At 70.3% G+C, this 19,802-nt stretch carries 20 protein-coding genes; 7 read left to right on the top strand and 13 right to left on the bottom strand.

The window, feature by feature from the left end:
* Positions 1–12: 12 nt before the first annotated feature.
* The 5 genes from chlG to ABDK56_RS10270 are packed head-to-tail and all read left to right on the top strand — an operon-like array spanning position 13 to position 4,162.
* The gene (gene chlG, locus ABDK56_RS10290; RefSeq protein WP_349808183.1) at positions 13–915 is read left to right on the top strand and encodes a chlorophyll synthase ChlG; all 903 of its coding nucleotides are present in this window, start codon (positions 13–15) and stop codon (positions 913–915) included.
* Positions 912–2,210, top strand: coding sequence for a BCD family MFS transporter (locus tag ABDK56_RS10285; RefSeq protein ID WP_349808182.1), 1,299 nt, complete (start codon positions 912–914; stop codon positions 2,208–2,210). Before chlG ends, ABDK56_RS10285 begins: the two co-directional genes overlap by 4 nt.
* Positions 2,207–3,400 (top strand): geranylgeranyl diphosphate reductase, encoded by a 1,194-nt coding sequence (locus ABDK56_RS10280; protein ID WP_349808181.1) that lies wholly within the window; start codon positions 2,207–2,209, stop codon positions 3,398–3,400. The genes ABDK56_RS10285 and ABDK56_RS10280 overlap by 4 nt, the downstream gene beginning before the upstream one ends.
* Positions 3,397–3,894, top strand: a complete 498-nt coding sequence (locus ABDK56_RS10275; protein WP_349808180.1) for a TspO/MBR family protein — start codon at positions 3,397–3,399, stop codon at positions 3,892–3,894. Before ABDK56_RS10280 ends, ABDK56_RS10275 begins: the two co-directional genes overlap by 4 nt.
* A 1-nt stretch (position 3,895) precedes the next feature.
* A complete protein-coding gene (locus tag ABDK56_RS10270) occupies positions 3,896–4,162 on the top strand; it encodes a hypothetical protein (RefSeq protein WP_349808179.1) in 267 nt (88 codons plus the stop codon).
* Positions 4,163–4,212: 50 nt separating this feature from the next.
* Here ABDK56_RS10270 and pufC read toward each other — a convergent pair whose 3' ends face one another.
* From pufC to ABDK56_RS10220, 10 genes are all read right to left on the bottom strand, one after another.
* Positions 4,213–5,334 carry a photosynthetic reaction center cytochrome PufC gene (gene pufC, locus ABDK56_RS10265; protein WP_349808178.1) on the bottom strand — a complete coding sequence of 374 codons (1,122 nt, stop codon included), beginning with the start codon at positions 5,332–5,334 and terminating at the stop codon, positions 4,213–4,215.
* Entirely contained in the window at positions 5,331–6,329 is a 999-nt protein-coding gene (gene pufM, locus ABDK56_RS10260) for a photosynthetic reaction center subunit M (protein ID WP_349808177.1), read from the bottom strand. Before pufM ends, pufC begins: the two co-directional genes overlap by 4 nt.
* Before the next feature lie 11 nt (positions 6,330–6,340).
* Positions 6,341–7,180 carry a photosynthetic reaction center subunit L gene (pufL, locus tag ABDK56_RS10255; RefSeq protein ID WP_349808176.1) on the bottom strand — a complete coding sequence of 280 codons (840 nt, stop codon included), beginning with the start codon at positions 7,178–7,180 and terminating at the stop codon, positions 6,341–6,343.
* Positions 7,181–7,278: 98 nt separating this feature from the next.
* Positions 7,279–7,491, bottom strand: coding sequence for a light-harvesting antenna LH1, alpha subunit (gene pufA / locus ABDK56_RS10250; protein ID WP_349808175.1), 213 nt, complete (start codon positions 7,489–7,491; stop codon positions 7,279–7,281).
* 60 nt (positions 7,492–7,551) lie between these two features.
* A complete protein-coding gene (gene pufB / locus ABDK56_RS10245; RefSeq protein ID WP_349808174.1) occupies positions 7,552–7,716 on the bottom strand; it encodes a light-harvesting antenna LH1, beta subunit in 165 nt (54 codons plus the stop codon).
* 119 nt (positions 7,717–7,835) lie between these two features.
* Positions 7,836–9,281 (bottom strand): chlorophyllide a reductase subunit Z, encoded by a 1,446-nt coding sequence (gene bchZ / locus ABDK56_RS10240; RefSeq protein WP_349808173.1) that lies wholly within the window; start codon positions 9,279–9,281, stop codon positions 7,836–7,838.
* 64 nt (positions 9,282–9,345) lie between these two features.
* On the bottom strand, positions 9,346–10,869 hold the full coding sequence (gene bchY / locus ABDK56_RS10235; protein WP_349808346.1) for a chlorophyllide a reductase subunit Y: 1,524 nt from the start codon (positions 10,867–10,869) through the stop codon (positions 9,346–9,348).
* A gap of 24 nt (positions 10,870–10,893) precedes the next feature.
* The gene (locus ABDK56_RS10230; protein ID WP_349808172.1) at positions 10,894–11,877 is read right to left on the bottom strand and encodes a chlorophyllide a reductase iron protein subunit X; all 984 of its coding nucleotides are present in this window, start codon (positions 11,875–11,877) and stop codon (positions 10,894–10,896) included.
* A complete protein-coding gene (gene bchC / locus ABDK56_RS10225) occupies positions 11,874–12,809 on the bottom strand; it encodes a chlorophyll synthesis pathway protein BchC (protein WP_349808171.1) in 936 nt (311 codons plus the stop codon). The genes ABDK56_RS10230 and bchC overlap by 4 nt, the downstream gene beginning before the upstream one ends.
* Positions 12,810–12,915: 106 nt before the next feature.
* A complete protein-coding gene (locus tag ABDK56_RS10220) occupies positions 12,916–14,001 on the bottom strand; it encodes a methyltransferase (RefSeq protein ID WP_349808170.1) in 1,086 nt (361 codons plus the stop codon).
* 64 nt (positions 14,002–14,065) lie between these two features.
* Here ABDK56_RS10220 and crtD point away from each other — a divergent pair, with 64 nt between their 5' ends.
* Positions 14,066–15,625, top strand: coding sequence for a 1-hydroxycarotenoid 3,4-desaturase CrtD (gene crtD / locus ABDK56_RS10215; protein ID WP_349808169.1), 1,560 nt, complete (start codon positions 14,066–14,068; stop codon positions 15,623–15,625).
* On the top strand, positions 15,622–16,458 hold the full coding sequence (locus ABDK56_RS10210) for a carotenoid 1,2-hydratase family protein (RefSeq protein WP_349808345.1): 837 nt from the start codon (positions 15,622–15,624) through the stop codon (positions 16,456–16,458). Before crtD ends, ABDK56_RS10210 begins: the two co-directional genes overlap by 4 nt.
* On the opposite strand, the gene galE is transcribed toward ABDK56_RS10210, so the two are convergent.
* From galE to ABDK56_RS10195, 3 genes are read right to left on the bottom strand one after another with little or no spacing between them, the layout of a single operon-like run.
* A complete protein-coding gene (gene galE / locus ABDK56_RS10205; protein ID WP_349808168.1) occupies positions 16,455–17,441 on the bottom strand; it encodes a UDP-glucose 4-epimerase GalE in 987 nt (328 codons plus the stop codon). The two genes, ABDK56_RS10210 and galE, sit on opposite strands and share 4 nt — an antisense overlap.
* Positions 17,434–18,528: a glycosyltransferase gene (locus ABDK56_RS10200; protein WP_349808167.1), complete on the bottom strand. Its 1,095-nt coding sequence runs from the start codon at positions 18,526–18,528 to the stop codon at positions 17,434–17,436. The genes galE and ABDK56_RS10200 overlap by 8 nt, the downstream gene beginning before the upstream one ends.
* Before the next feature lie 15 nt (positions 18,529–18,543).
* Positions 18,544–19,707 (bottom strand): CDP-glycerol glycerophosphotransferase family protein, encoded by a 1,164-nt coding sequence (locus ABDK56_RS10195; RefSeq protein WP_349808166.1) that lies wholly within the window; start codon positions 19,705–19,707, stop codon positions 18,544–18,546.
* Positions 19,708–19,802: the final 95 nt, after the last annotated feature.

Below are 19,802 nucleotides of genomic sequence, written 5' to 3'. Positions count from 1 at the left end.
TAGCCTTCCCGAATGAGGCGGGTGACGATTTCGACGAGTCCAGCCGCGCCGCCGCGGCCCCGCGACGTCCTCCAGCTTCTCAAGCCGATCACCTGGTTCCCGCCAATGTGGGCGTTCATGTGCGGGGTCGTCTCGTCGGGCGGATCGATCGGCGCGCGGCTGCCCTTTTTCGTCGCCGGGCTTGCACTCGCCGGGCCCTTGGTGTGCGGCACCAGCCAAGCGGTCAACGACTGGTTCGACCGCCATGTCGACGCGATCAACGAGCCCGCCCGGCCGATCCCCTCGGGGCGGATCGCCGGTCGTTGGGGGCTCGCCATCGCCATGGTCGGCTCGCTCCTGTCGCTGCTGGTCGCCGCCGCGGTCGGGCCGTGGGTGCTCGCGGCGACCGCGTTCGGGACCGCCTCGGCCTGGGCCTATAGCGCCCCGCCGGTGCGCGCGAAGACCAGCGGCTGGCTCGGCCCGGCGCTGGTCGCGCTCAATTACGAAGGGTTGAGCTGGTTCACCGGCGCGGCGGTGATGGTCGGCGCGCTTCCCGGCGGGCACGTGCTGGCGATCCTGCTGCTCTACAGCGCGGGCGCGCACGGGATCATGACGCTGAACGATTTCAAGGCGGTCGAGGGCGATCGCGCGACCGGGGTGCGCTCGCTCCCGGTGATCCTCGGAATCCGCGGCGCGGCGCGCTGGGCCTGCGCGGCGATGTCGCTGCCGCAGGTCGCAGTGATCGCGCTGCTCGCGCGCTGGGGGCTCGACCTGTCGGCGGGAATCGTCGCGGCGCTGCTCGCGGTCCAGCTCGCGCTGATGCCGCGCCTGCTCGCCGACCCGGCGGGGCGCGCGCCGTGGTACGGCGCGACCGGCGTGTCGCTTTACGTGCTCGGGATGCTCGCCGCCTCGTTCGGGCTGGGAGGTTATTGGTGAGCGCGGGGCTCGGCTGGCCGTCGATCCTGCGTCTCGGGCTGGTGCAGGCGGCGATCGGCGCGATCGTGATGCTCGCGACTTCGCTGCTCAACCGGGTGATGGTGGTCGAATATGGGCTGTCGGCGGCGATCCCGGCGGGGCTCGTCGCCTGGCATTACGCAGTCCAGCTGTCGCGTCCGCTGTGGGGCCATCGGTCGGATCGCGGGCGACGACGGACCCCGTGGATCCTCGGCGGTATGGCGATGCTCGGCGCGGGCGCGATGGCGGCGGTCGGCGGCACCGTGCTGATCGACCAGGGCCGGTGGCTCGCGATCCCGCTGCTGGTCGGCGGGTTCAGCCTGGTCGGCGCAGGCGTCGGCGCGGCGGGCACCTCGCTGCTCGCGCTGCTGGCGAGTGAGGTCGCGCCGGAACGCCGGTCGGGCGCGGCGGCGGCGACATGGATCATGATGGTCGCCGGAATCGCGGTCGCGGCGGGAAGCGCGGGCGCGCTGCTCGACCCGTTCAGCGAGGCGCGGCTCGCGGCGGTCGCGGGCGGGGTGGTGGCGACGGCGCAGTCGATCTCGTGCGCGGCGATGTTCCGGCTCGAACCGACCGCCGCCCGTCCTGCCGAGGCGCCCGCCGCGCGCGCCTCGTTCGGCGAGTCGGTGCGCGAGACGCTGGCCGACCCCGACGCGGCACGCTTCACTGCCTTCATCTTCCTGTCGATGCTCGCCTATTCGATGCAGGACCTGATCCTCGAGCCGTTCGCCGGGCTGCTGTTCCACTTCACCCCCGCGCAATCGACCAGCCTGTCGGGGTTGCAGCATGGCGGCGTCCTTTGCGGGATGCTGCTCGCCGGGATCGGCGGAAGCGCCTTTACCGGGCGCCGCCCGGGCGCGCTTCGCGGCTGGATCGTCGGCGGCTGCCTCGCCTCGGCCCTCGCGCTCGCCGGGCTGGCGAGCGCGGCGCGGATCGGCTCGCCGTGGCCGCTCGACCTCAACGTCGTCCTGCTCGGCGCGGGCAATGGCGTGTTCGCGGTCGCCGCGGTCGGGGCGATGATCGGGCTTGCGGGCGCGGGCGGTAAGCGGCGCGAAGGCGTGCGAATGGGGGTCTGGGGCGCGGCGCAGGCGATCGCCTTCGGGCTCGGCGGTTTGAGCGGCGCGCTCGGTCTCGATCTCGCGCGCACCTTGATCGGCGTCGACGGTCAGGCCTTCGCCCTGGTTTTCTCGATCGAGGCGGCATTGTTCGTCGCCGCCGCGGCAATGGCGGTCCGCGCCGCGCGCGCGCCCGCGATGGAAAGGTTGGCACCGGCATGAACGCGAAGCTTTTCGACGTCGTCGTCGTCGGCGGCGGTCCTTCGGGCGCCACCGCCGCGTGGGACCTCGCGCGCGCCGGGCGAAAGGTGCTGCTGCTCGATCGTGCCGGGCGGGTGAAGCCGTGCGGCGGGGCCGTCCCGCCCAAGCTGCTCGAGGAATTCGAAGTCCCCGCCTCGCTGCTCGTCGCGCGCGCGCGCTCGGCGCGGATGGTCGCGCCGTCAAACCGCGCGGTCGACATGCCGGTCGGCGAGATCGGCTTCGTCGGCATGGTCGACCGCGAGCATTTCGACGAATGGCTCCGCGCCCGTGCCGCGCTCGCCGGGGCCGAACGGCGGAGCGGCACCTTCGATCATGTCGAACGGCGCGGCGGGCAGACGATCGTCGCCTACCGCGACGCGCGCGGTGGGGCGATCCACGAGGTCGCGACGCGGCTGGTGCTCGGCTGCGACGGCGCGCGCTCGGCGGTTGCACGGCAGAACATCGCGGGGGCCGAGCGGATCCCCTGCGTCTTCGCCTATCACGAGATCGTCCGCTCGCCCGCCGCGACGGCGCAGGGCTATGACCCCAGCCGCTGCGACGTGCTCTACCAGGGCCGCTATTCGCCCGACTTCTACGCGTGGATCTTCCCGCACGGCGAGGTCGCCAGCATCGGCACCGGCAGCGCCAACAAGGGCTTCGCGCTGCGCGAGGCGATCGCCGACCTGCGCGGCGAGCTTGGGCTGGCCGCGTGCGAGACAATCCGCAAGGAAGGTGCGCCGATTCCGCTGAGGCCGCTCGCGCGCTGGGACAACGGCCGCGACGTGCTCGTCGCGGGCGACGCCGCCGGGGTGGTCGCCCCGGCGTCGGGCGAAGGAATCTACTACGCGATGAGCGCGGGGCGTTACGCGGCAAGCGCGGCCGACGCTTTCATCGCAACCGGCAACCCGAAGGCGCTGCGCGCGGCGCGGCGCGGGTTCATGCGCGCGCACGGCAGGGTGTTCTGGGTGCTCAGGATGATGCAATATTTCTGGTACAGTAGCGACAAGCGGCGCGAGCGGTTCGTCGACATGTGCGCCGACCGCGACGTCCAGCAGCTGACCTGGCAGGCCTATATGCACAAGCGGCTGGTCCGCGCCCGCCCGCTCGCCCATGCGCGAATCTTCGTGAAGGACATGGGGCACCTCCTCGGACTGAAGTCGCTGCCGCAATGAGCGAGGGGAGGGCGCGTCCGAACTGGCTGCCCCCGGTGCTGGTCGCGGCGGTGGCGGCGATGTTCGTCGCCTTCCTCGGCGCGACGGTGACCGACCTCGGCGACTGGTACCAGCATTTGAAGAAGCCCGGCTGGACTCCGCCCGGCCCGGCGTTCGGGATCATCTGGACGATCGTCTTCACCACCACCGCGGTCGCCGGGGTGACCGCGTGGCGCGGGTCGAGGACCACCGCCTCGTCGGACCTGTTGGTCGGCATGTTCGCGATGAATGGCTTCCTCAACATATTGTGGAGCCTGATCTTCTTTCGCATGCAGCGCCCCGACTGGGCGTTCGGGGAGCTGATGCTGCTGTGGCTGTCGATCGTGCTGCTGCTGGTCGCCTGCTGGCGGCGCTCGCGGGTCGCGGGGCTGCTCATCCTGCCCTATCTCGCCTGGGTCACCGCCGCGGGCGCGCTCAACTGGCAGATAGTCGCGCTCAACGGCCCGTTCGGCTGAGGTGACCGACCGGCTCGGCGACCTGTTCGCGAACGGCCACGCGGTCGACATCGTCCTCGCGGTGATGCTGGCCGAGGCGCTGTGGCTGGTCGGCCGCGCCCGATGGCGTGCGCTCGACGTGGCGCTGCTGCTCGGCCCGGCGGTGCTGATCCTGCTCGCGCTCCGCGCTGCGCTGACCGGCGCTGGCTGGCCCGCGATCGCCGGGCTGCTCGCCGCGTCCCTCCCGCTTCACCTCGCCGACCTGGCGAGGCGGAGACGCGAGCGCTGACGTCTCAGGAAGGCCGCTGATTGGCAGCCGCTGACCCCTCGCCGCCGCTCCTAGTGGCCGGCGGCCTGCTTGATCGCCGCGCTCTTCGACGGCGGCGGGGCCGGCGGGGGAGTCACCGGCACCGGTGCCGCCGCGGGCACCGGGGCGAGCTTGGGGACGGTGACTTGATCGTAGGCACCGTGGGTTAGCGCGCGATAATCCTTCGACATCGCCACCCCGCCGAGCGGCTTGTTGAGCCCGCGGTGGCAGGTGGTGCAATTGACCTTGTACGGGTCGCCGCGCTCGCCCTTGCGATTGGCCGGGAAGACGTTCGCCAGCGTGGTGATGTACGCGCCGTTGATGTCGCGCACCATGCGGATCCCGTACCAGGCGGTCGCGCGCGGCGGGTTGCTGGTCGACCATTGCTGGAACGACTGGGCGTTGTGGCAATAGGTGCAGTTGACCCCCAGCGCCGAGGTGATGTGCATCATCAGCGCATAGGTGTCCTCGGTCTTCATCACCGACACCTGGTCGGCGGCGGTCGGATGCTCGGTCTTCGACACGACGCGAATGTCGCGCGGGGTCTTCAGCCCGGTCAGATATTCGGCGACCGCGATGTTGGGCAGCGACGAATAGGCCGAGTTGGAGGTCGGATTGTCCTGCCCATGGCGGTTGCCGACGATCGACTTGGGGTCGTCGGCGGGCAGGCTCCAATGCTCGCTCGGGATATATTGGCCGCGGTGGCAGGTGTAGCAGGTGACCCCGACCTTGCCGACGTGGGTGCTCCACTTCTGATTGATCGCGCGGGTCATCTGGAGCATCCGCCGCGCCACGACCTTCGTATATTTCTCGTCCGACGCCATGTTGGCCGGGTTGTGGCAGTAGTTGCAGCCTTCCTTCGGCGCGATCCACTGGGTCATCGCCGCCATCGTGTAGCTGAGCTCGTCGGCCGACACGTCGCCCAGCACCTGAAGATTCTGGTACTGGCTGCTCGCCGGCGCGCCGCCCGGGGCGGGTGGCGCGTAGGGCGGGGCGGGGACGTCGGCTGCGGCGGCCTTGAGGTTGTCGCGGATGGTGTCCATCCCGGTCCCGCGATAGCCGTTCTGGAGCGACCTCTTCTGGTGCAGGTCGCAGGCCGCGGTGCCGAGCAGGATGACGGCACCGACCAGCGTGAGCGAAGCGCTTCTCATCATTTGCCGAGGCTCCCCAGGCCGGCCGGGTCGACGACCCCGCTCGAAGGATAGGAGGGCGCGTAATGATGCATCTGCGCCCACAAATACCAGTTATCGACCACCGTGCCGGTCAAGAGGATGCCGATCCCGCCGGTCAGCGTGGTCAGCACCGCGAACCACCAGGCCCAGCGGTGGATCGATTCCATCGTCGCGTTGAACCCCATGGTCCAGCGCCAGAACAGCGCCGCGCGTTCCGACGCGGTGCCGCGGTCGGTGATCTGCTCGAGCTCGCGCTCGCCGCCGTAGCGCCCGACCGCGAGGATCGTCGCGCCGTGCATCGCGAACAGCAGCGTCGAGCCGTAGAGGAAGGCGATCGAAAGGCAGTGGAACGGGTTGTAGAAGAGGTTGCCGTAACGGATCGAAAAGGCCGCGGTCCAGTCGAGGTGCGGGAAGATTCCGAACGGCACCGCCTCGGCCCAGCTGCCCATCAGCATCGGCCGGATGAAGCCCAGCACCAGCATCAGCCAGATCGCGCTGGCGAAGGCCCAGGCGACGTGCGTCCCCATGCCCAGCGCGCGCGCCCGGCGATAGGTGCGCACCCACCACAGGATGACCGAGGTGGTCATGCAAAAACCGGCGATCTGCCACCAGCCGCCCTGCGCCAGCGGCACGAACAGCTTGAATCCCCATTGCGGGCCCGGCGGCTCGAGCGAAAGCCATGGCAGCAGCCGGACGAACTGCACCGGGTTCCAGTTGACCGAGGCGAGCATGTTGAGCCCGACGATCTCGAACGCGAGGAAGAAGAAGAAGATCGACGCCAGCCCGGTCGCGCCGAGGTAGAAGGGGCCAATCTGCGCCTGGCCGAGCTTGCCGGCGAGGTTGCTGAAAAACGTGCCCTTGCCGCGCTCTTCGTTGGCGGGAAGCGGCACCCCCATTTCGGGCGGGTGGCGCAGCTCGACCTGCGTGAAGATGTTCTGGTAGCGCGGCTGGTAAAGCCAGGCAGGAATGAGATCCATCGTCCGTCCCCTCACTTCCAGATCGGCAGGTTGAGCCACCAGGTCCACCACTCGGGCCAGCCCTTGGTCCACAGCGGCCCCGAGATCAGGATACAGATCGCGCTCCAGAATCCGGCGTTGAGCGCGAGCAGCAGCCCGAGCCGGTGAACCCCGAGCGTACCGATCGAATAGCCGATCAGGTCGCGGAAAAACGTGTCTTCATATTCGGGCGTCTTGACCAGCCCGGGCGTCCCGTCGTCGTTCTTCGGCGGGTTCGACGCCGACAGGATCAGCGAGCCGTGAAGCGCGAGCGCGAGCGTGGTGGTGAAGAAGAAGCTCACCGCCAGCATGTGCGCCGGATTGTAGTGGAAATGGAGATATTGGTAGCCGGTGTTCGACACCCAATCGAGATGGCTGAAGATGCCGTAGGGAAAGCCGAAGTGCCACGCGCCGAGCAGGATCGGGCGGATCACCACCAGCGAGAAATAGGCGAAGATCGCGAAGCCGAAGGCAACCGGGACATGATAGCCGATGCCGAGCTTGCGGCAGATTTCGACCTCGCGCAGCGCCCATGAGACGAAGCTCGTCAGCGCGCACATGGTGATGATCTGCCAGAAGCCGCCTTCCTTCAGCGGTGCGAGCGCGAGGCCGTATTTGAGGTCGGGCGGCGCGATCGAGATGAGGAGCGGGTTCCACGTCGGCCCCTGCGAGGCGGCGTAGAAGATCAGCAACGTGCCGAGCGTCGCGGCGATCAGCGTGACCACGCCGAAAAAGCCGACGTAGAAGGGGCCGACCCAGAAGTCGAACAGGTCCCCCCCGATCAGCGTCCCGCCGCGCACGCGATATTTCCGCTCGAAGCTGAGCAGCGCCATGAGTCACTCCTCCCCCGCCATCGTGGGCGGGATGGTTGGATGTACGCTTCGTCGGAGGCGACGGCGCGGAACGCCGCCGCCTCTCGCACACCGAACGGTCAGGCGGCCGGGGTTGCCGCGCCCGGTGCCGCGGCCGGCATCGCGCCGGGCGCAGCGGCCGTGTGGCCCTGCCGCGAATTCGGCCCGTCGAGCCAGTTATAGGTGTTGGTGCTGAGCAGGATGAAGTGAATCAGCAGGGCCAGCACGAACAGAAACGCACCCAGCGCCACCAGCGTGCGGCGCGGATCGAAAATGAGCCAGATTCTCCACATGGGTCTTATCCTTCGTTTGAGTCCGTCGTCACGACCGGCGCCACGCCGGTCCGCGCGGCGTTACAGCCAGGGGCGCCACATCCAGACGAGGAGGTGGGCAACGACGGCCACCGCGGTGAAACCGAGGAAGCTAGTCATGAAGAGCTTGTGGAATTCCTTGGCTTCTTCGGGGGTGAGGTAGGTCCTCAGTCCGAACCGGTCATCCCGGGGTGTTGGATCGTTCATACGTCCGTCTCCAGTTGCTTGGGTGTGCGAGAGGCGGCTTGCGCCTCCGGCGTCATCCGGCCGGCCTTTTCCGGCAGGATTGCGGGGCCCGCGGGGCGGGCGAGGGGTTGAAGGGGGGCTCATGCGGTCACTCCTTCGAGGTTGGATTCGGCAAGATCGGCGGCGGTGACCCGCGCGCTCCCGGCGCGGCGCGCGGCGCGCTCGGCGGCGTCGCGAATGCGCTTGGCGGCGGAGATGCGGACCAGCACCGGCTGCGCCTCGACCAGCGCGTCGAGCCGCGCCTTGGCCTCCTCGTCCCACGCCATTTCGCGATGGTCGCGGGCTGGCGTCGCCTCGACCGCGTCGAGCTGGGTCGCCAGCGGGATGATGTTGAACAGCGCGTCGAACAGCGCGTTGCACACTTCCTGCACGAGGTAGGTCGCGCCGGCATAGCCCATGAACGGCGTGCCGGTGTGGCGGCGGATCGCGGCGCCGGGGAAGCTCGCCGGGATAAAGATGGCGCGCCCGCCGACCTCGGCCGAATAGATGCGCTCGTTGATGCTGCCGAACAGCACCAGCGGCGGGGCCCTGTGGATCGCCGCGCGCACCGCCTGGTTGTCGGTCTTGACCCCCGCGGTCCGCCCGAAGGCGAAGTGACACGGCAGCCCCATTTCCTCCTCGAGGAAATAGCGGATCCCGCGCGCATAGGTCTCGTTCGCGACGATGCCGAAGCTGGCGGTGGCGAAGAAGTCCTGCGTGACCGACCGCCACAGGTCCCACAGCGGCTTGATCGTGCTGTGCTTCTCGCGCTCGATGAACGGCTCGGGATCGAGCCCCAGCGCCGCGCCCAGCGCGCGCAGGAACAGGGTCGTCGATTCGAGCCCGATCGGCGCCTGGAAATAGGGCCGCTCGAGCATTTCGCACAGCTTGCGGCCATATTCGCGGTAGAGGCAGACGTTCGCCTCGGCATCGGCCAGCTGCCGAACGTCGGCGAGGTGGCTGCCCAAGGGGAAGACCATGTTGATCTCGGCCCCGATCCCCTCGACCAGCCGCCGGATCTCGGCGAGGTCGGAGGGCATGTTGAACATGCCGTAGGCGGGACCGATGATGTTGACCCGCGGCTTTTCGCCTTCCTTGCGGGCTTTCGGGGCGGGGACGCTCTTGGTGCCGAACTCGGTCCACAACCAGGTCAGCGCGCGGTCGGCCGACTGCCACTGGTCCTCGTCGATCGTGCGCGGCAGGAAGCGCTTTATGTTGGTGCCCTCGGGCGTCACCCCGCCGCCGATCATCTCGGCGATCGAGCCGGTAACGACCACGGCGGGAAGCTCGGGATCGAGCGTCTGCCACGCGCGGCGCATCGCCCCCTCGGTCCCGGTGCGGCCAAGCTCTTCTTCGCCCAGCCCGGTTACGACGATCGGCAGTTCGTGCGGTGGCAGCCCGTCGGTATAGTGAAGCACCGAGGTCACCGGCAGGTTCTCGCACCCGACCGGCCCGTCGATGATCACCTGCAGCCCCTTGACCGCGGTAAAGGCATAGACCGCGCCCCAGTAGCCGCCGGCCCTGTCGTGATCGAGTACGAGCGTCATTGCCGAGCCTCCCCGTCCGTCACGATCGCGACGAATCGAAAAGCGCCGTGATCGAGGACGAGCGTCATGAGCCCACCGCTTCCGAAGCCTTGCGCGCGGCCTCGTTGAGCGCGGCATATTTCTTCTTGAATTGCGGCCGGTCCTCGGGGAGCCGGCCTTCTTCCCAGATGCCGGTCGCGTGCCCCGCGCCGACGCCCTCGAAGAAGCCGGTCATCCGGTCGAACCGCGCCTTGTTGGCGATCGCGGCATTGATCACCATCGGCAGGCTACCCGCGCCCGCGGGGCCCATCAGCGGGCGCGCCGAGATGAGGTTGGTGAAATAGAGCGCCGGGATCGCGCGGCTCTTGGCGTGCTGGACCACCGGGGTCGTGCCGATTGCGAGGTCTGGGCGGAATTCGTCGACGGCCGCCAAGTCCTGCTCGAGGCTCGCGCGATATTGCACCCGTACGCCCTTCGCCTCGAGCCACGCGCGGTCGGGATCCGACCAGGGGGTGCGCGGGCAGGCGGTGCCGACATAGGGTACCTCGGCCCCGCTCTCGATCAGCAGCCGCGCGACCAGAAGCTCGGAGCCTTCGTAGCCCGACACCGTCACGCGTCCGCGGATTGGGGTGGCGGCAAGCGCGCCGCGGATCGCGGGGACGAAGCGGTTCTTGGCCGCGTCGACGTGGTCCTGCGCGATTCCGCACGCCGCGCCGATCGCATCGAGCCATGCGGCGGTGCCGTCGACCCCGACCGGGGCCGATCCGACGATGCTCCGCCCGGCGGCGGTGAACTCGCGGATCGAGGCGGTGTAGAAGGGGTGCACCGCGGCGACCGCGGCGCAGTCGAGCGCGGCGTAGAGCTCGCGCCACTCGCGGGTCGGCACGACCGGCCCGGCGGCGAGCCCGAGCGGCTCGAGCAACTGCCCGAACACCACCGGGTCGGCGGGGAACATCTCGCCCAAGAGGGTGATCGTCGGTCGGTCGGCGCGGGTCGCGGGGGCGGCGACCGGGCCTTCCTGGACTTCCTCGCGCGCGTAGGCGAGCATCGCCCCGGCGAGCACGTCCTTCGCCTCGGCATGGGTCGGGATACCGAAGCCGGGAACGTCGATCCCGACGATCCGAACCCCGTTGATCTGCTTCTTCAGAAGCCGCAGCGGCACCCCGCTCGCGGTCGGGACGCACAGGTTGGTGACCACGATCACGTCGTAATGCGCGGGGTCGGCGAGCCCTTCGACCGCTTCCTTGATGTCCTCGAACAGCTTGCCGGTGACCAGCGTTTCCGAATTGAACGGGACGTAGCCGACCGATCGCCGCGCGCCGTAAAAATGCGAGGTGAAGGTCAGCCCGTAGACACAGCAGGCCGAGCCCGACAGCACCGTCGCGGTCCGCCGCATCCGAAGCCCGACGCGAAGCGAGCCGAACGCCGGGCACATCGACTGCGGCTGGTCGTGGGGACCTTGGGGGTAATCGGCGGCGTAGCGGTCGAGGATCTCGCTCTTGCCCGCCGCGCGCGCGGCTTCGCGCATCGTCTCCTTGCCCCCGTGGCAGCCGCCCGCGCCCTCGCCGCTGCCCGACGCGAGGTCGAGCCGGTCGGGCTGGCGGCCCATGTCGGGGGCGATGTCGCTCACGCCTCACACCGCATCGTAAATCACCTCGAGGCTGGGCTTCACCTCGAACACGCCGCCGCGCATGTCGGCCTGGGTCGCGGGAACCAGCTCGATGTCGCCGCCGACTTGGTCGGGGGAGAAGAGGCCGAGCAGCCCGTCCTGGTCGAGCGGGCGCGGCTGGCGCGGCGGGGCGCCGGCGACGTTCAGCGCCAGCTCCTCGAACAGGGGGCCCCATTCGCCGCCGGGCATGCCGATGATCTGGTAGTTGGCGCTCTTGCGGCGGATGTCTTCGTTGGCGGGGATCGCGCACAACACCGGAATGTCGACCGCGCTCGCGAATGCCTGCGCCTCGCCGGTGCCGTCGTCCTTGTTGACGATCATTCCCGCCACCCCGACGTTGCCGCCGAGTTTGCGGAAATATTCGACCGCCTTGCAGACGTTGTTGGCGACATAGAGCGACTGGAGATCGTTCGAGCCGACCACGATCACCTTCTGGCACATGTCGCGCGCGATCGGCAGGCCGAACCCGCCGCACACCACGTCGCCGAGGAAGTCGAGCAGGACATAGTCGAAGCCCCACTCGTGGAAGCCAAGCTTTTCGAGAAGCTCGAAGCCGTGGATGATCCCGCGCCCGCCGCAGCCGCGCCCGACCTCGGGCCCGCCGAGCTCCATCGCGAACACCCCGTCGCGCTGGAAACAGACGTCCTCGATGGTGACGTCCTCGCCCGCCAGCTTCTTCTTCGCCGAGGTCTCGATGATCGTCGGGCAGCTCTTGCCGCCGAACAGCAGGCTCGTCGTGTCGCTTTTCGGGTCGCACCCGATCAACAGCACGCGCTTGCCCTGCTGCGCCATCATGTAGCTGAGGTTCGACAGCGCGAACGACTTGCCGCTGCCGCCCTTGCCGTAGATCGCGATGATCTGGGTTTCCTTGGTCACCGGGCCGCTGTGCGGCGGATCGGGTTCCTGGCCGGCTTCGTCGCGAAGCGATTGAACGTCGAGCATCGTCATGCGGCATCGCTCCAGTCGAGGACCATCTTGAGGCAGTCGGGGCTGTCGAACGCGGCCGGGTAGGCGTGCCCCGCGTCCCACGCCGGCGACACGTCGCTGACCAGCCCGCCGAGGTCGAGCGTGCCCGCCTCGACCAACGCGGCGACCGCGGCGAGGTCGGCGGGCTTGAACTCGGCGGCGACGCGCAGCCGCGCTTCCTTGCGGAAGGCGGCGGGGAAGGCGAAGTGGAGCGGCCGGGCGTAGAAGCCCGCGAGCGCGATTTCGCCGCCCGGGGCAAGCCGTTCGATCAGCCCGTCGAGCGCGTCGGGATCGCCGCTGACGTCGCAGATCGCGCGATAGTCGCGGCGGTCGTCGTCCTTGGGCGCCGCGACCCGGTAACCGGCGGCGCCGGTGCGGCGTGCGGCGCGGGTTTCCCACACGATCGGCGCCTCGCCGCCCAGCGCGATCGCCAGCCGCGCGATTAGCCGCCCGAGCACGCCGTGCCCGACGACCAGCTCGGGCAGCGGCCCGGCGACCAGCGCGTGATGCGCGGTCGCGGCAAGCGCGAGCAGCACCCCGTCCGATCCCAGCGCTTCGGGAATGGCAATCGCGCGTGCCGATGCGACCACCAGCCGCTCGGCGGTGCCGCCGAACAGCCCGCGCGCGTCGCGATAACAATTGGCCCCGGGGACGAACACCCATTCGCCGATCCGCCCGCGCGCGTTCGCGCCCGCGTCGACGATCCGGCCAACCGACTCATAACCGGGGACGAGTGGATAACCCATGCCGGGGAAGGGCGGCATCTCGCCGGTCCACAGCAGCTTTTCGGTGCCGGTGCTGATCCCGCTCCAGCGGATCTCGACGGTGACGTCGTCGGCCCCGCCCGACACGAGCTCGAGCGCGCGGATCGACAAGCGTCCCGGGGCATCCAAGATCACCGCGAGCGAGTCCATCCGCCTCGAATGCCCTCCGTCGGCCGAGAACCCTGATGGTGCTCTGGCCCACTGTCACTCTACCTTGTCACCAGTCAGTGTCAATCAGGACTTACGCAAATGCGTGTCATTTGGTCGCGACGATCAGGCTGGTGATAACCGGCTGGTTGGTCGCAACCCGCTTCCAGCGAGCGAAGCCCGCGTCGTCGAGCATCGCCCCGATCTCCTCGGGACGCCTCGGCCGCCCCGACCGCATCGCCCACAAATATAAGCCGAAATAGGCATCGGCCATCGCCTCGGCCCCGCGCACGCCCGCCATCGGTTCGGCGATCAGCAGCATCGAACCGGGCGCCATTGCTGCACGGATGTTGCGCAGCAATTTTGCCGCCGGCTCGTCGTCATGGTCGTGCAGGATTCGCACCAGCGAGACGAGGTCGTAGCCGCGCGGCAGCGGGTCGGCGAAAAAATCGCCGGGGTGAGTCGCGACTCGCGCGTCGCCCGCCCCCGCGATCACCGCGGGCAGGTCGAACAGGCCACGGCGGAGCGAGGGAAAGGCATTTCCCACCGCGCCAAGGAACACGCCGTGCCCCCCGCCCACGTCGAGCAGCGCGTCGTGGCGATCGAACCGGTAAGCAGCGATCACCTGCGCCGCGACCATCGCCTGCGAGGCCGCCATCAGCGCCGAATAGCGGTCGGCGTCTGCGTCCGCCTGGTCTCGCGCATAATGCCAGTAGCGCGACAGTGCAGTCGGCGAACGCCGGTCGTCGGCGAGCAGCGCGAGCGGGTCGGCAAGATCGGCGTAAAGCAACGGGTGGTGGCGGATCATCGCCTGGATCCCCGCGTCGGCGTGAAGAACCGCGCCATCGTTCCCCAGCATCCACCACCCCGGCGCGACCTGCTCGGCGAGGTCGAGCGCGGCGCTTGCGCGGAGGAGCGTCCGCCGCGCGTCGGAGCCCAGCGTCGGAACGAGCCGCCTTTCCTCGACCGGGCCCCCGGCAAGCTGGTCGATCAGCCCCGACTCGACCGCCGCGAGCAGCACTTGGCTATAGGTGAACCCGGCGACACGATCGAACATCGCCCCCGCCCGCCGCCGCGCGATCCGCCGCACCAGCGGGGTGCGCGCCGCCCACGCCTGGAAGCGGCGCGACGCGATGACGCGGTTGCGCCATTGCCGCCAGCGGACCGCGAGTCCCAGCGAATTGGACAGCGCCATATGTCAATCTGATTGGACAGATGCTATCCCGGCGTCAATCGACCCCGAACCGCCGAGGAGGCAGATGCGGTCTCATACGGTCATCGTTGGCGCCGGGATCGGCGGCCTCGCCAGCGCCGCGCTGCTCGCCGCGCGCGGCCACGCGGTGACCGTGATCGAGAAGGAAGCGGTCCCCGGCGGCAAGGCAGGCACGCTCAACGTCGACGGTGCGCCTATCGACAGCGGCCCCACCGTATTCACGCTGCGCGACGTGTTCGACTCGCTGTTCCGAGAATGCGGCGCCGACCTCGACGAGGCGGTTGCCGCCCGTCCCGCCGACCTGCTCGCGCGCCATGCATGGAGCGATTCCGAGCGGCTCGACCTGTTCGCCAATCCGGCGCGGTCGGAAGAGGCGATCGGCGATTTCGCCGGGGCGCGCGCCGCCGCGGGCTACCGCGCCTTCCGGGCCGAGGCGGCGCGGATCTTCGCGATCCTCGACCGGCCGATGCTGCGAGGATCGAAGATGGGCTGGCCGGGCCCACTGATGTGGCGGATCGGGCTGTGGCGGCTTGGCGCGCTCGGCGCGATCCGTCCTTACGAGAGCCTGTGGAATGCGCTCGGCGGTCATTTCGACAATGTCCGCCTGCGCCAGATGTTCGCGCGCTACGCCACCTATTGCGGCTCCTCCCCGTTCCAGTCCCCCGCGACGCTGATGCTCGTCGCGCATGTCGAGGCGACCGGGGTGTGGCTGATCGACGGGGGCATCGCCGCGCTCGCCGCCGCGATCCAGAGGCTCGCCGAGTCGCACGGCGCGCGCTTTCGCTTCGGCCAGCCGGTGCGCGGCATCGACATCGCCAACGGCCGCGCGAGCGGGGTGACGCTGGCGAGCGGCGAGCGGATCGAAGCCGACGCGGTGATCGTCAACGCCGACCCCGCCGCGCTCGCCGCCGGCCGGTTCGGCGAGGCGGTGCGCCGCGCGGTCCGCCCGATGCCGCCCCGCCGCCGCTCGCTCTCGGCCTATGTGTGGACCGCGCACGCCCTGGCGCGGGGCTTTCCGCTCGCCCGCCACAACGTCTTTTTTTCGCCCGACTATCCCGCCGAGTTCCGCGACATCGCCGCCGGACGCCCGCCCTCGGACCCCAGCGTCTACGTCTGCGCGCTCGACCGCGACAACAGCGGCCGCGATTCCCGCGACGGGCCCGAGCGGCTCCAGATCATCGTCAACGCCCCCGCCGACGGCGACGTCCATCATCACTCCAGCGACGAGAGAGACTTATGCACCAAGGCCATGCGCAGGACGCTCGATCGCTGCGGATTGACGCTTTCGGACCCGTTTCCGCACCTCCTGCGGACGCCGAACGAGTTCGAAGCCTTCTCGCCCTCGACCGGCGGGGCGATCTATGGACCGGCCTCGCACGGATGGGCGGCCTCCTTCCGCCGGCAGGGCGCGCGGACGCGGATCCCTGGGCTCTATTGCGCGGGTGGAAGCACCCACCCGGGAGCGGGCGTGCCGATGGCGGCCTTGTCGGGGCGCCTCGTCGCGGACGCGGTGACGCGCGACCGCGCTTCGGCGCGCTCGTTCCACCCGGCGGCTACGGCTGGTGGTATGTCGATGCGCTCAGCGACGACGGAAAGCACGGCCTGACGATCATCGCCTTTCTCGGCAGCGTCTTTTCCCCCTTTTACAAGCGCGCCGGGGCGGCCGAGCCGACCGACCATGCCGCGCTCAACGTCGCGCTCTACGGCCCGCGCGCGCGCTGGACGATGACCGAGCGGCGGCGCGAGGCGGTGAGCCGCGAGCGCGACTCGCTGGCCATCGGCCCGAGTTCGCTGCGCTGGACCGGCGACGGGCTCCTGATCGACATCGACGAGCGCGACAAGCGCGTCGGGGTGCCGTGGCGCCGCCCGGTGCGCGGGCGAATCCGGCTGGTTCCCGAGGCGGTCAACGCGCGCGCCTTTTCGCTCGACGCCGAGGGACGCCACCGCTGGCACTGCATCGCCCCGCGCGCGCGGATCGAGGTCGACATCGCCGAGCCCGGCCTGTCGTGGCGGGGCAGCGCCTATCTCGATTCGAACTTCGGCCGCGAACGGCTCGAGGAGGGGTTCCGCGTCTGGCACTGGTCGCGCGCGCACGGCGCGTCGGGGGCCAGCGTCTGCTACGAGGGCATCCGCCGCGACGGCTCGCCCTTCGCCAGCGCGCTCCGGTTCGCCGCTGACGGCACCCCGCAGCTGGCCGAGCTGCCGATGGTGGCGCCGCTGCCCGACACGCTGTGGCAGATGCAGCGACAGGTGCGCGCCGATCGCGGCCATGCCTCGCTGGTCAGGACGTGGGAGGACGCGCCCTTTTACGCGCGCTCGACCGTGGCGATGCGGCTTCGCGGCGAGCCGGTGACGGCGGTGCAGGAAAGCCTCGACCTCGACCGGTTCGTCAACCCGGTCGTCCAGTTCATGCTGCCCTACCGGATGCCGCGCGGCTAGGGCAGGCTCCGCTCCCACCGGATCGCGTCGGCGACGATCCGATCGAGATCGTCGTACCGCGCCGTCCAGTCGAGCGTGTCGAGCAGCCGCCGGTTGCCCGCGACCAGCACCGCCGGATCGCCCGCGCGGCGGCCCTCGACGCGGATGTCGAGCCGCATCCCCGACACGCGCTCGGCGGCGGCGAGCACCTCGCGCACCGAAAAGCCCCGGCCGTAGCCGCAGTTGAGCAGCAGCGGCTCGCCCGGCCGCGCGACCAGCGCCTCGAGCGCGGCGACATGCGCCTCGGCAAGGTCGCTGACGTGGATGTAATCGCGAACGCAGGTCCCGTCGGAGGTGTCGTAATCGTCGCCGTAGACCGCGACATGGCCGCGCTTGCCGCACACCGCCTCGGCGGCGATCCTGACGAGGTGGGTCGATCGCCCGCCGGCCTGCCCCGACCGCCCCTCGGGATCGGCCCCGGCGACGTTGAAGTAGCGCAGCGCTCCCCACGCCAGCCCGTGCGCCGCGCCCGCGTCGGCGAGCATCCGCTCGACCATCAGCTTCGACGCGCCATAGGGATTGATCGGCCGGGTCGGGTCGTTCTCGTCGATCGGCACCCGCACCGGCTCGCCATAGACGGCGGCGGTCGAGGAAAAGAGGAAATGCCGCACCCCGCACGCCAACGCCGCGCCGATCAGCGCGTGGCTCGCCAGCGTGTTGTTGGCGTAATAATCGAGCGGCCGCGCGATCGAGTCTGGCACCACGATCGAGCCCGCGAGATGAACCACCGCTCCGACCCGATGGGCGCGAAACACCGCCTCGACCGCCGCCCGGTCGGCGACCGAGGCCTCCACCAATTCGACAACGTCGGGAACCAGCCGCCGAAGCCCGGTCGACAGGTCGTCGATCACCACCACCGGCCAGCCGTGGTGCCGAAGCGCGAGCACGACGTGGCTGCCGATATAGCCGGCGCCGCCGGTGACGAGGACGCTCGACTCAGTCATCGTCGCCCGTCGTAAGCCGCGCGAACAGCTCGAGATAGGCGTCGGCGACCGCCGCGACGCCGAACGGCGCCGTCGCGCCGGCCAGCGCCGCGCCGTCGGGCGCGGGCCGGTCGAGCATCGCGTCGATCGCCGCCGCCAGCGCGCTCGCCGCGCCGATCGGAACCACCGTCCCGCGCTCCGGTGCCGCGAGCAGCTCGGCCGCGGCGGGGGTGCAGTCGGTGGTCACTACCGGCCGCCCCGCCGCCAGCGCCTCGACGATTACCGCGGCATAGCCCTCGTGCCGCGACGACAGCACGAACAGCCGCGCCGCGTCGAGCCACGGGCGGATGTCGGCGACATAGCCGGGCAGCGCGACCCGGTCGGCCAGCCCGAGCTCGGCGATCCGCGCCTCGACCAGCGGCCGCTCGGGCCCGTCGCCGACGATCGCGAGCCGTGCGCCGGGGTGGCGGACCCGCGCGAACGCCTCGACCAGCGCGCGAAAATCCTTTTGCGGAACGAACCGCCCTGCCGCGACGACCAGCGGATCGCCGCCGGGCAGCGGACATGGCGGCGGCGCGCCTTGGTCGAGCACGGGCAGCGGGATGACGACCGCCTCGCGTCCCAGCATCGCGCGGAGTTCGCCCGCGGTCCGCTCGGCGAGCACCACCAGCGCGTCGGCCCCCGCCAGCCGCCGCCGCGCCAGCCACGCGAAGCGGCGCTGCCCAGCCGGCCCGCGATCCTTCTTGTGAAGCGCCGAGCTGACCTGAGCGACGATTGCCGGGCGGCGCGCCGGGTCGATCGAGTCGATCGCCGCGACCACCGGCCAGTGGAAATTGCCGGGCACGAACAGCGCGTCGACCGGCTCGGCATCGAACCGCGCCGCCGCCGCCTTCGCCAGCCGCCGTCGCGACCCGATCGCCCGCGCGATCCGCGGGCGTGCCTCGATCACCTTGACCTTGGCGTCGACCAATGCGCCCGCCGGCCCGCCGGCTTGGCCGACGAACAGCGTTACCGCGTGGCCGCGCGCGGCCCACTGGTTCGCCAGCCGGACCGCGACCCGCTCGGTTCCGCCGAACGCGAAATCGTGGAGGACGATGCCGATCCGCATCCGCTCCTGCCTCGCCTACGCCGACCGGTCGAGAAAGGCGCGGATCGCCCCCGCCGCGCGGATCGACGAGGGCGTGTCGGTGAGGTCGATGCTCTCGGCGAACAGCGCGCGCTGCGCTGCCTCGTACCGGGGCGGCTCGGCGGCGGCGCGGGCGAGCGCCCCCGCCAGCGCGTCGGCCCCGCCGATCACCTCGCCCGCGGTCCAGTGGCGGTAGTTGGCGTCGCCCGCCCAGTCGATCCCGTGTGAATTGACGAAGATTGCCGGGCGCGGGGTCCGGATGAACTCGTAGAGCTGGCTGCTGACGTCGCCGAGGTAGAGGTCGGCGGCGCGGGTATAGCGCATGTCGGTCGAGGCCGGGCTGCCGAGGTCGACGTGGATGTTCGGCGCATCGACGATTCGCCGTTCGACCGAGCCTGGAAAGGCGAGGCTGAACCGGTCGATCGACGCCGCCACCCGCCGCTCGAACAGCATCACGTGCGGCGCGAAGATGAGGTTCCACTGGGGGTTCGCCGCGAACCAGTCGAGGATCGCCCGCCCGTCACGGTACCACGACGACAAGTGCGGCGACACGTGCGGGTTGTACAGCACCGTCGGCCGCCCGTTCGCCGCCAGCTTGGCCGGCAAGCCGCCGGTCGCGGGCAGGTCGAACTTGGGATAGCCGACCATCGCCAGCCGGTCGGGGGTCAGGCTCGTCTCGGCGAGCAGCCGGTCACGGATTTTCGGCCCCGACACCAGCACCAGGTCGAACAGCGCGCTCGCCGGGTCGAACCCGACTGCGCGATCGCCCGCCCCGTGGCGGGTATGGATCAGCCGCACCCGGTCAAGCCCGTAGCGGGTGCGCAGGATGGTCGAGGTCTTCTCGGTCACCACCAGCGCGTCGAGCCCGGCGAACCAGTCGAGATGGTCGCGGTAGAGCGCCAGCTTTGCCACCGGCGCCAGCCGGTTGAGCGCGCGCAGCATCCCCGACCCGAACCGCTCGCGTGGCCGCAGCGACACCGCCTCCAGCGCGGGCCCGCCGATCAGCCCCGACAGCCGCTCGACCTCGGCCGCCAGCCGGTCGTTGGTGGTCGCGACGATCACCTCGAGCGCCGGGTCGGCGGCTTTCAGCGCCTTGGCCACCGGCAGGCTGTGGGCGACCTGGTGGATCTGGTCGTGGTTGAACAGGAAGCCGATGCGCATGGGTCCGGACGCCAGGGATACGGGTCGTTCGCCGACGGTTTCGGCGCCGGGCCGAATAGGCGCTTGGCGGCGACGATTCAAATGTGAATATGGGC

The organism is Sphingomonas sp. ASV193, from assembly GCF_040203355.1.
GTDB lineage: Bacteria > Pseudomonadota > Alphaproteobacteria > Sphingomonadales > Sphingomonadaceae > Sphingomicrobium.
Note: the sequence above shows the minus strand (reverse complement) of the source record. Positions and strands in the feature narration are given on the sequence as shown.

Coding starts and splice junctions, on each gene's coding strand:
- ABDK56_RS10195 (WP_349808166.1), bottom strand. CDS start 19,707: ATGCGCATCGGCTTCCTGTTCAACCACGACCAGATCCACCAGGTCGCC.
- bchZ (WP_349808173.1), bottom strand. CDS start 9,281: ATGACGCTCGTACTCGATCACGACAGGGCCGGCGGCTACTGGGGCGCG.
- ABDK56_RS10200 (WP_349808167.1), bottom strand. CDS start 18,528: ATGCGGATCGGCATCGTCCTCCACGATTTCGCGTTCGGCGGAACCGAG.
- pufA (WP_349808175.1), bottom strand. CDS start 7,491: ATGTGGAGAATCTGGCTCATTTTCGATCCGCGCCGCACGCTGGTGGCG.
- chlG (WP_349808183.1), top strand. CDS start 13: ATGAGGCGGGTGACGATTTCGACGAGTCCAGCCGCGCCGCCGCGGCCC.
- ABDK56_RS10280 (WP_349808181.1), top strand. CDS start 2,207: ATGAACGCGAAGCTTTTCGACGTCGTCGTCGTCGGCGGCGGTCCTTCG.
- ABDK56_RS10230 (WP_349808172.1), bottom strand. CDS start 11,877: ATGACGATGCTCGACGTTCAATCGCTTCGCGACGAAGCCGGCCAGGAA.
- galE (WP_349808168.1), bottom strand. CDS start 17,441: ATGACTGAGTCGAGCGTCCTCGTCACCGGCGGCGCCGGCTATATCGGC.
- ABDK56_RS10275 (WP_349808180.1), top strand. CDS start 3,397: ATGAGCGAGGGGAGGGCGCGTCCGAACTGGCTGCCCCCGGTGCTGGTC.
- crtD (WP_349808169.1), top strand. CDS start 14,066: ATGCGGTCTCATACGGTCATCGTTGGCGCCGGGATCGGCGGCCTCGCC.
- ABDK56_RS10220 (WP_349808170.1), bottom strand. CDS start 14,001: ATGGCGCTGTCCAATTCGCTGGGACTCGCGGTCCGCTGGCGGCAATGG.
- pufB (WP_349808174.1), bottom strand. CDS start 7,716: ATGAACGATCCAACACCCCGGGATGACCGGTTCGGACTGAGGACCTAC.
- bchY (WP_349808346.1), bottom strand. CDS start 10,869: ATGGGCCGCCAGCCCGACCGGCTCGACCTCGCGTCGGGCAGCGGCGAG.
- pufC (WP_349808178.1), bottom strand. CDS start 5,334: ATGATGAGAAGCGCTTCGCTCACGCTGGTCGGTGCCGTCATCCTGCTC.
- pufM (WP_349808177.1), bottom strand. CDS start 6,329: ATGGATCTCATTCCTGCCTGGCTTTACCAGCCGCGCTACCAGAACATC.
- bchC (WP_349808171.1), bottom strand. CDS start 12,809: ATGGACTCGCTCGCGGTGATCTTGGATGCCCCGGGACGCTTGTCGATC.
- pufL (WP_349808176.1), bottom strand. CDS start 7,180: ATGGCGCTGCTCAGCTTCGAGCGGAAATATCGCGTGCGCGGCGGGACG.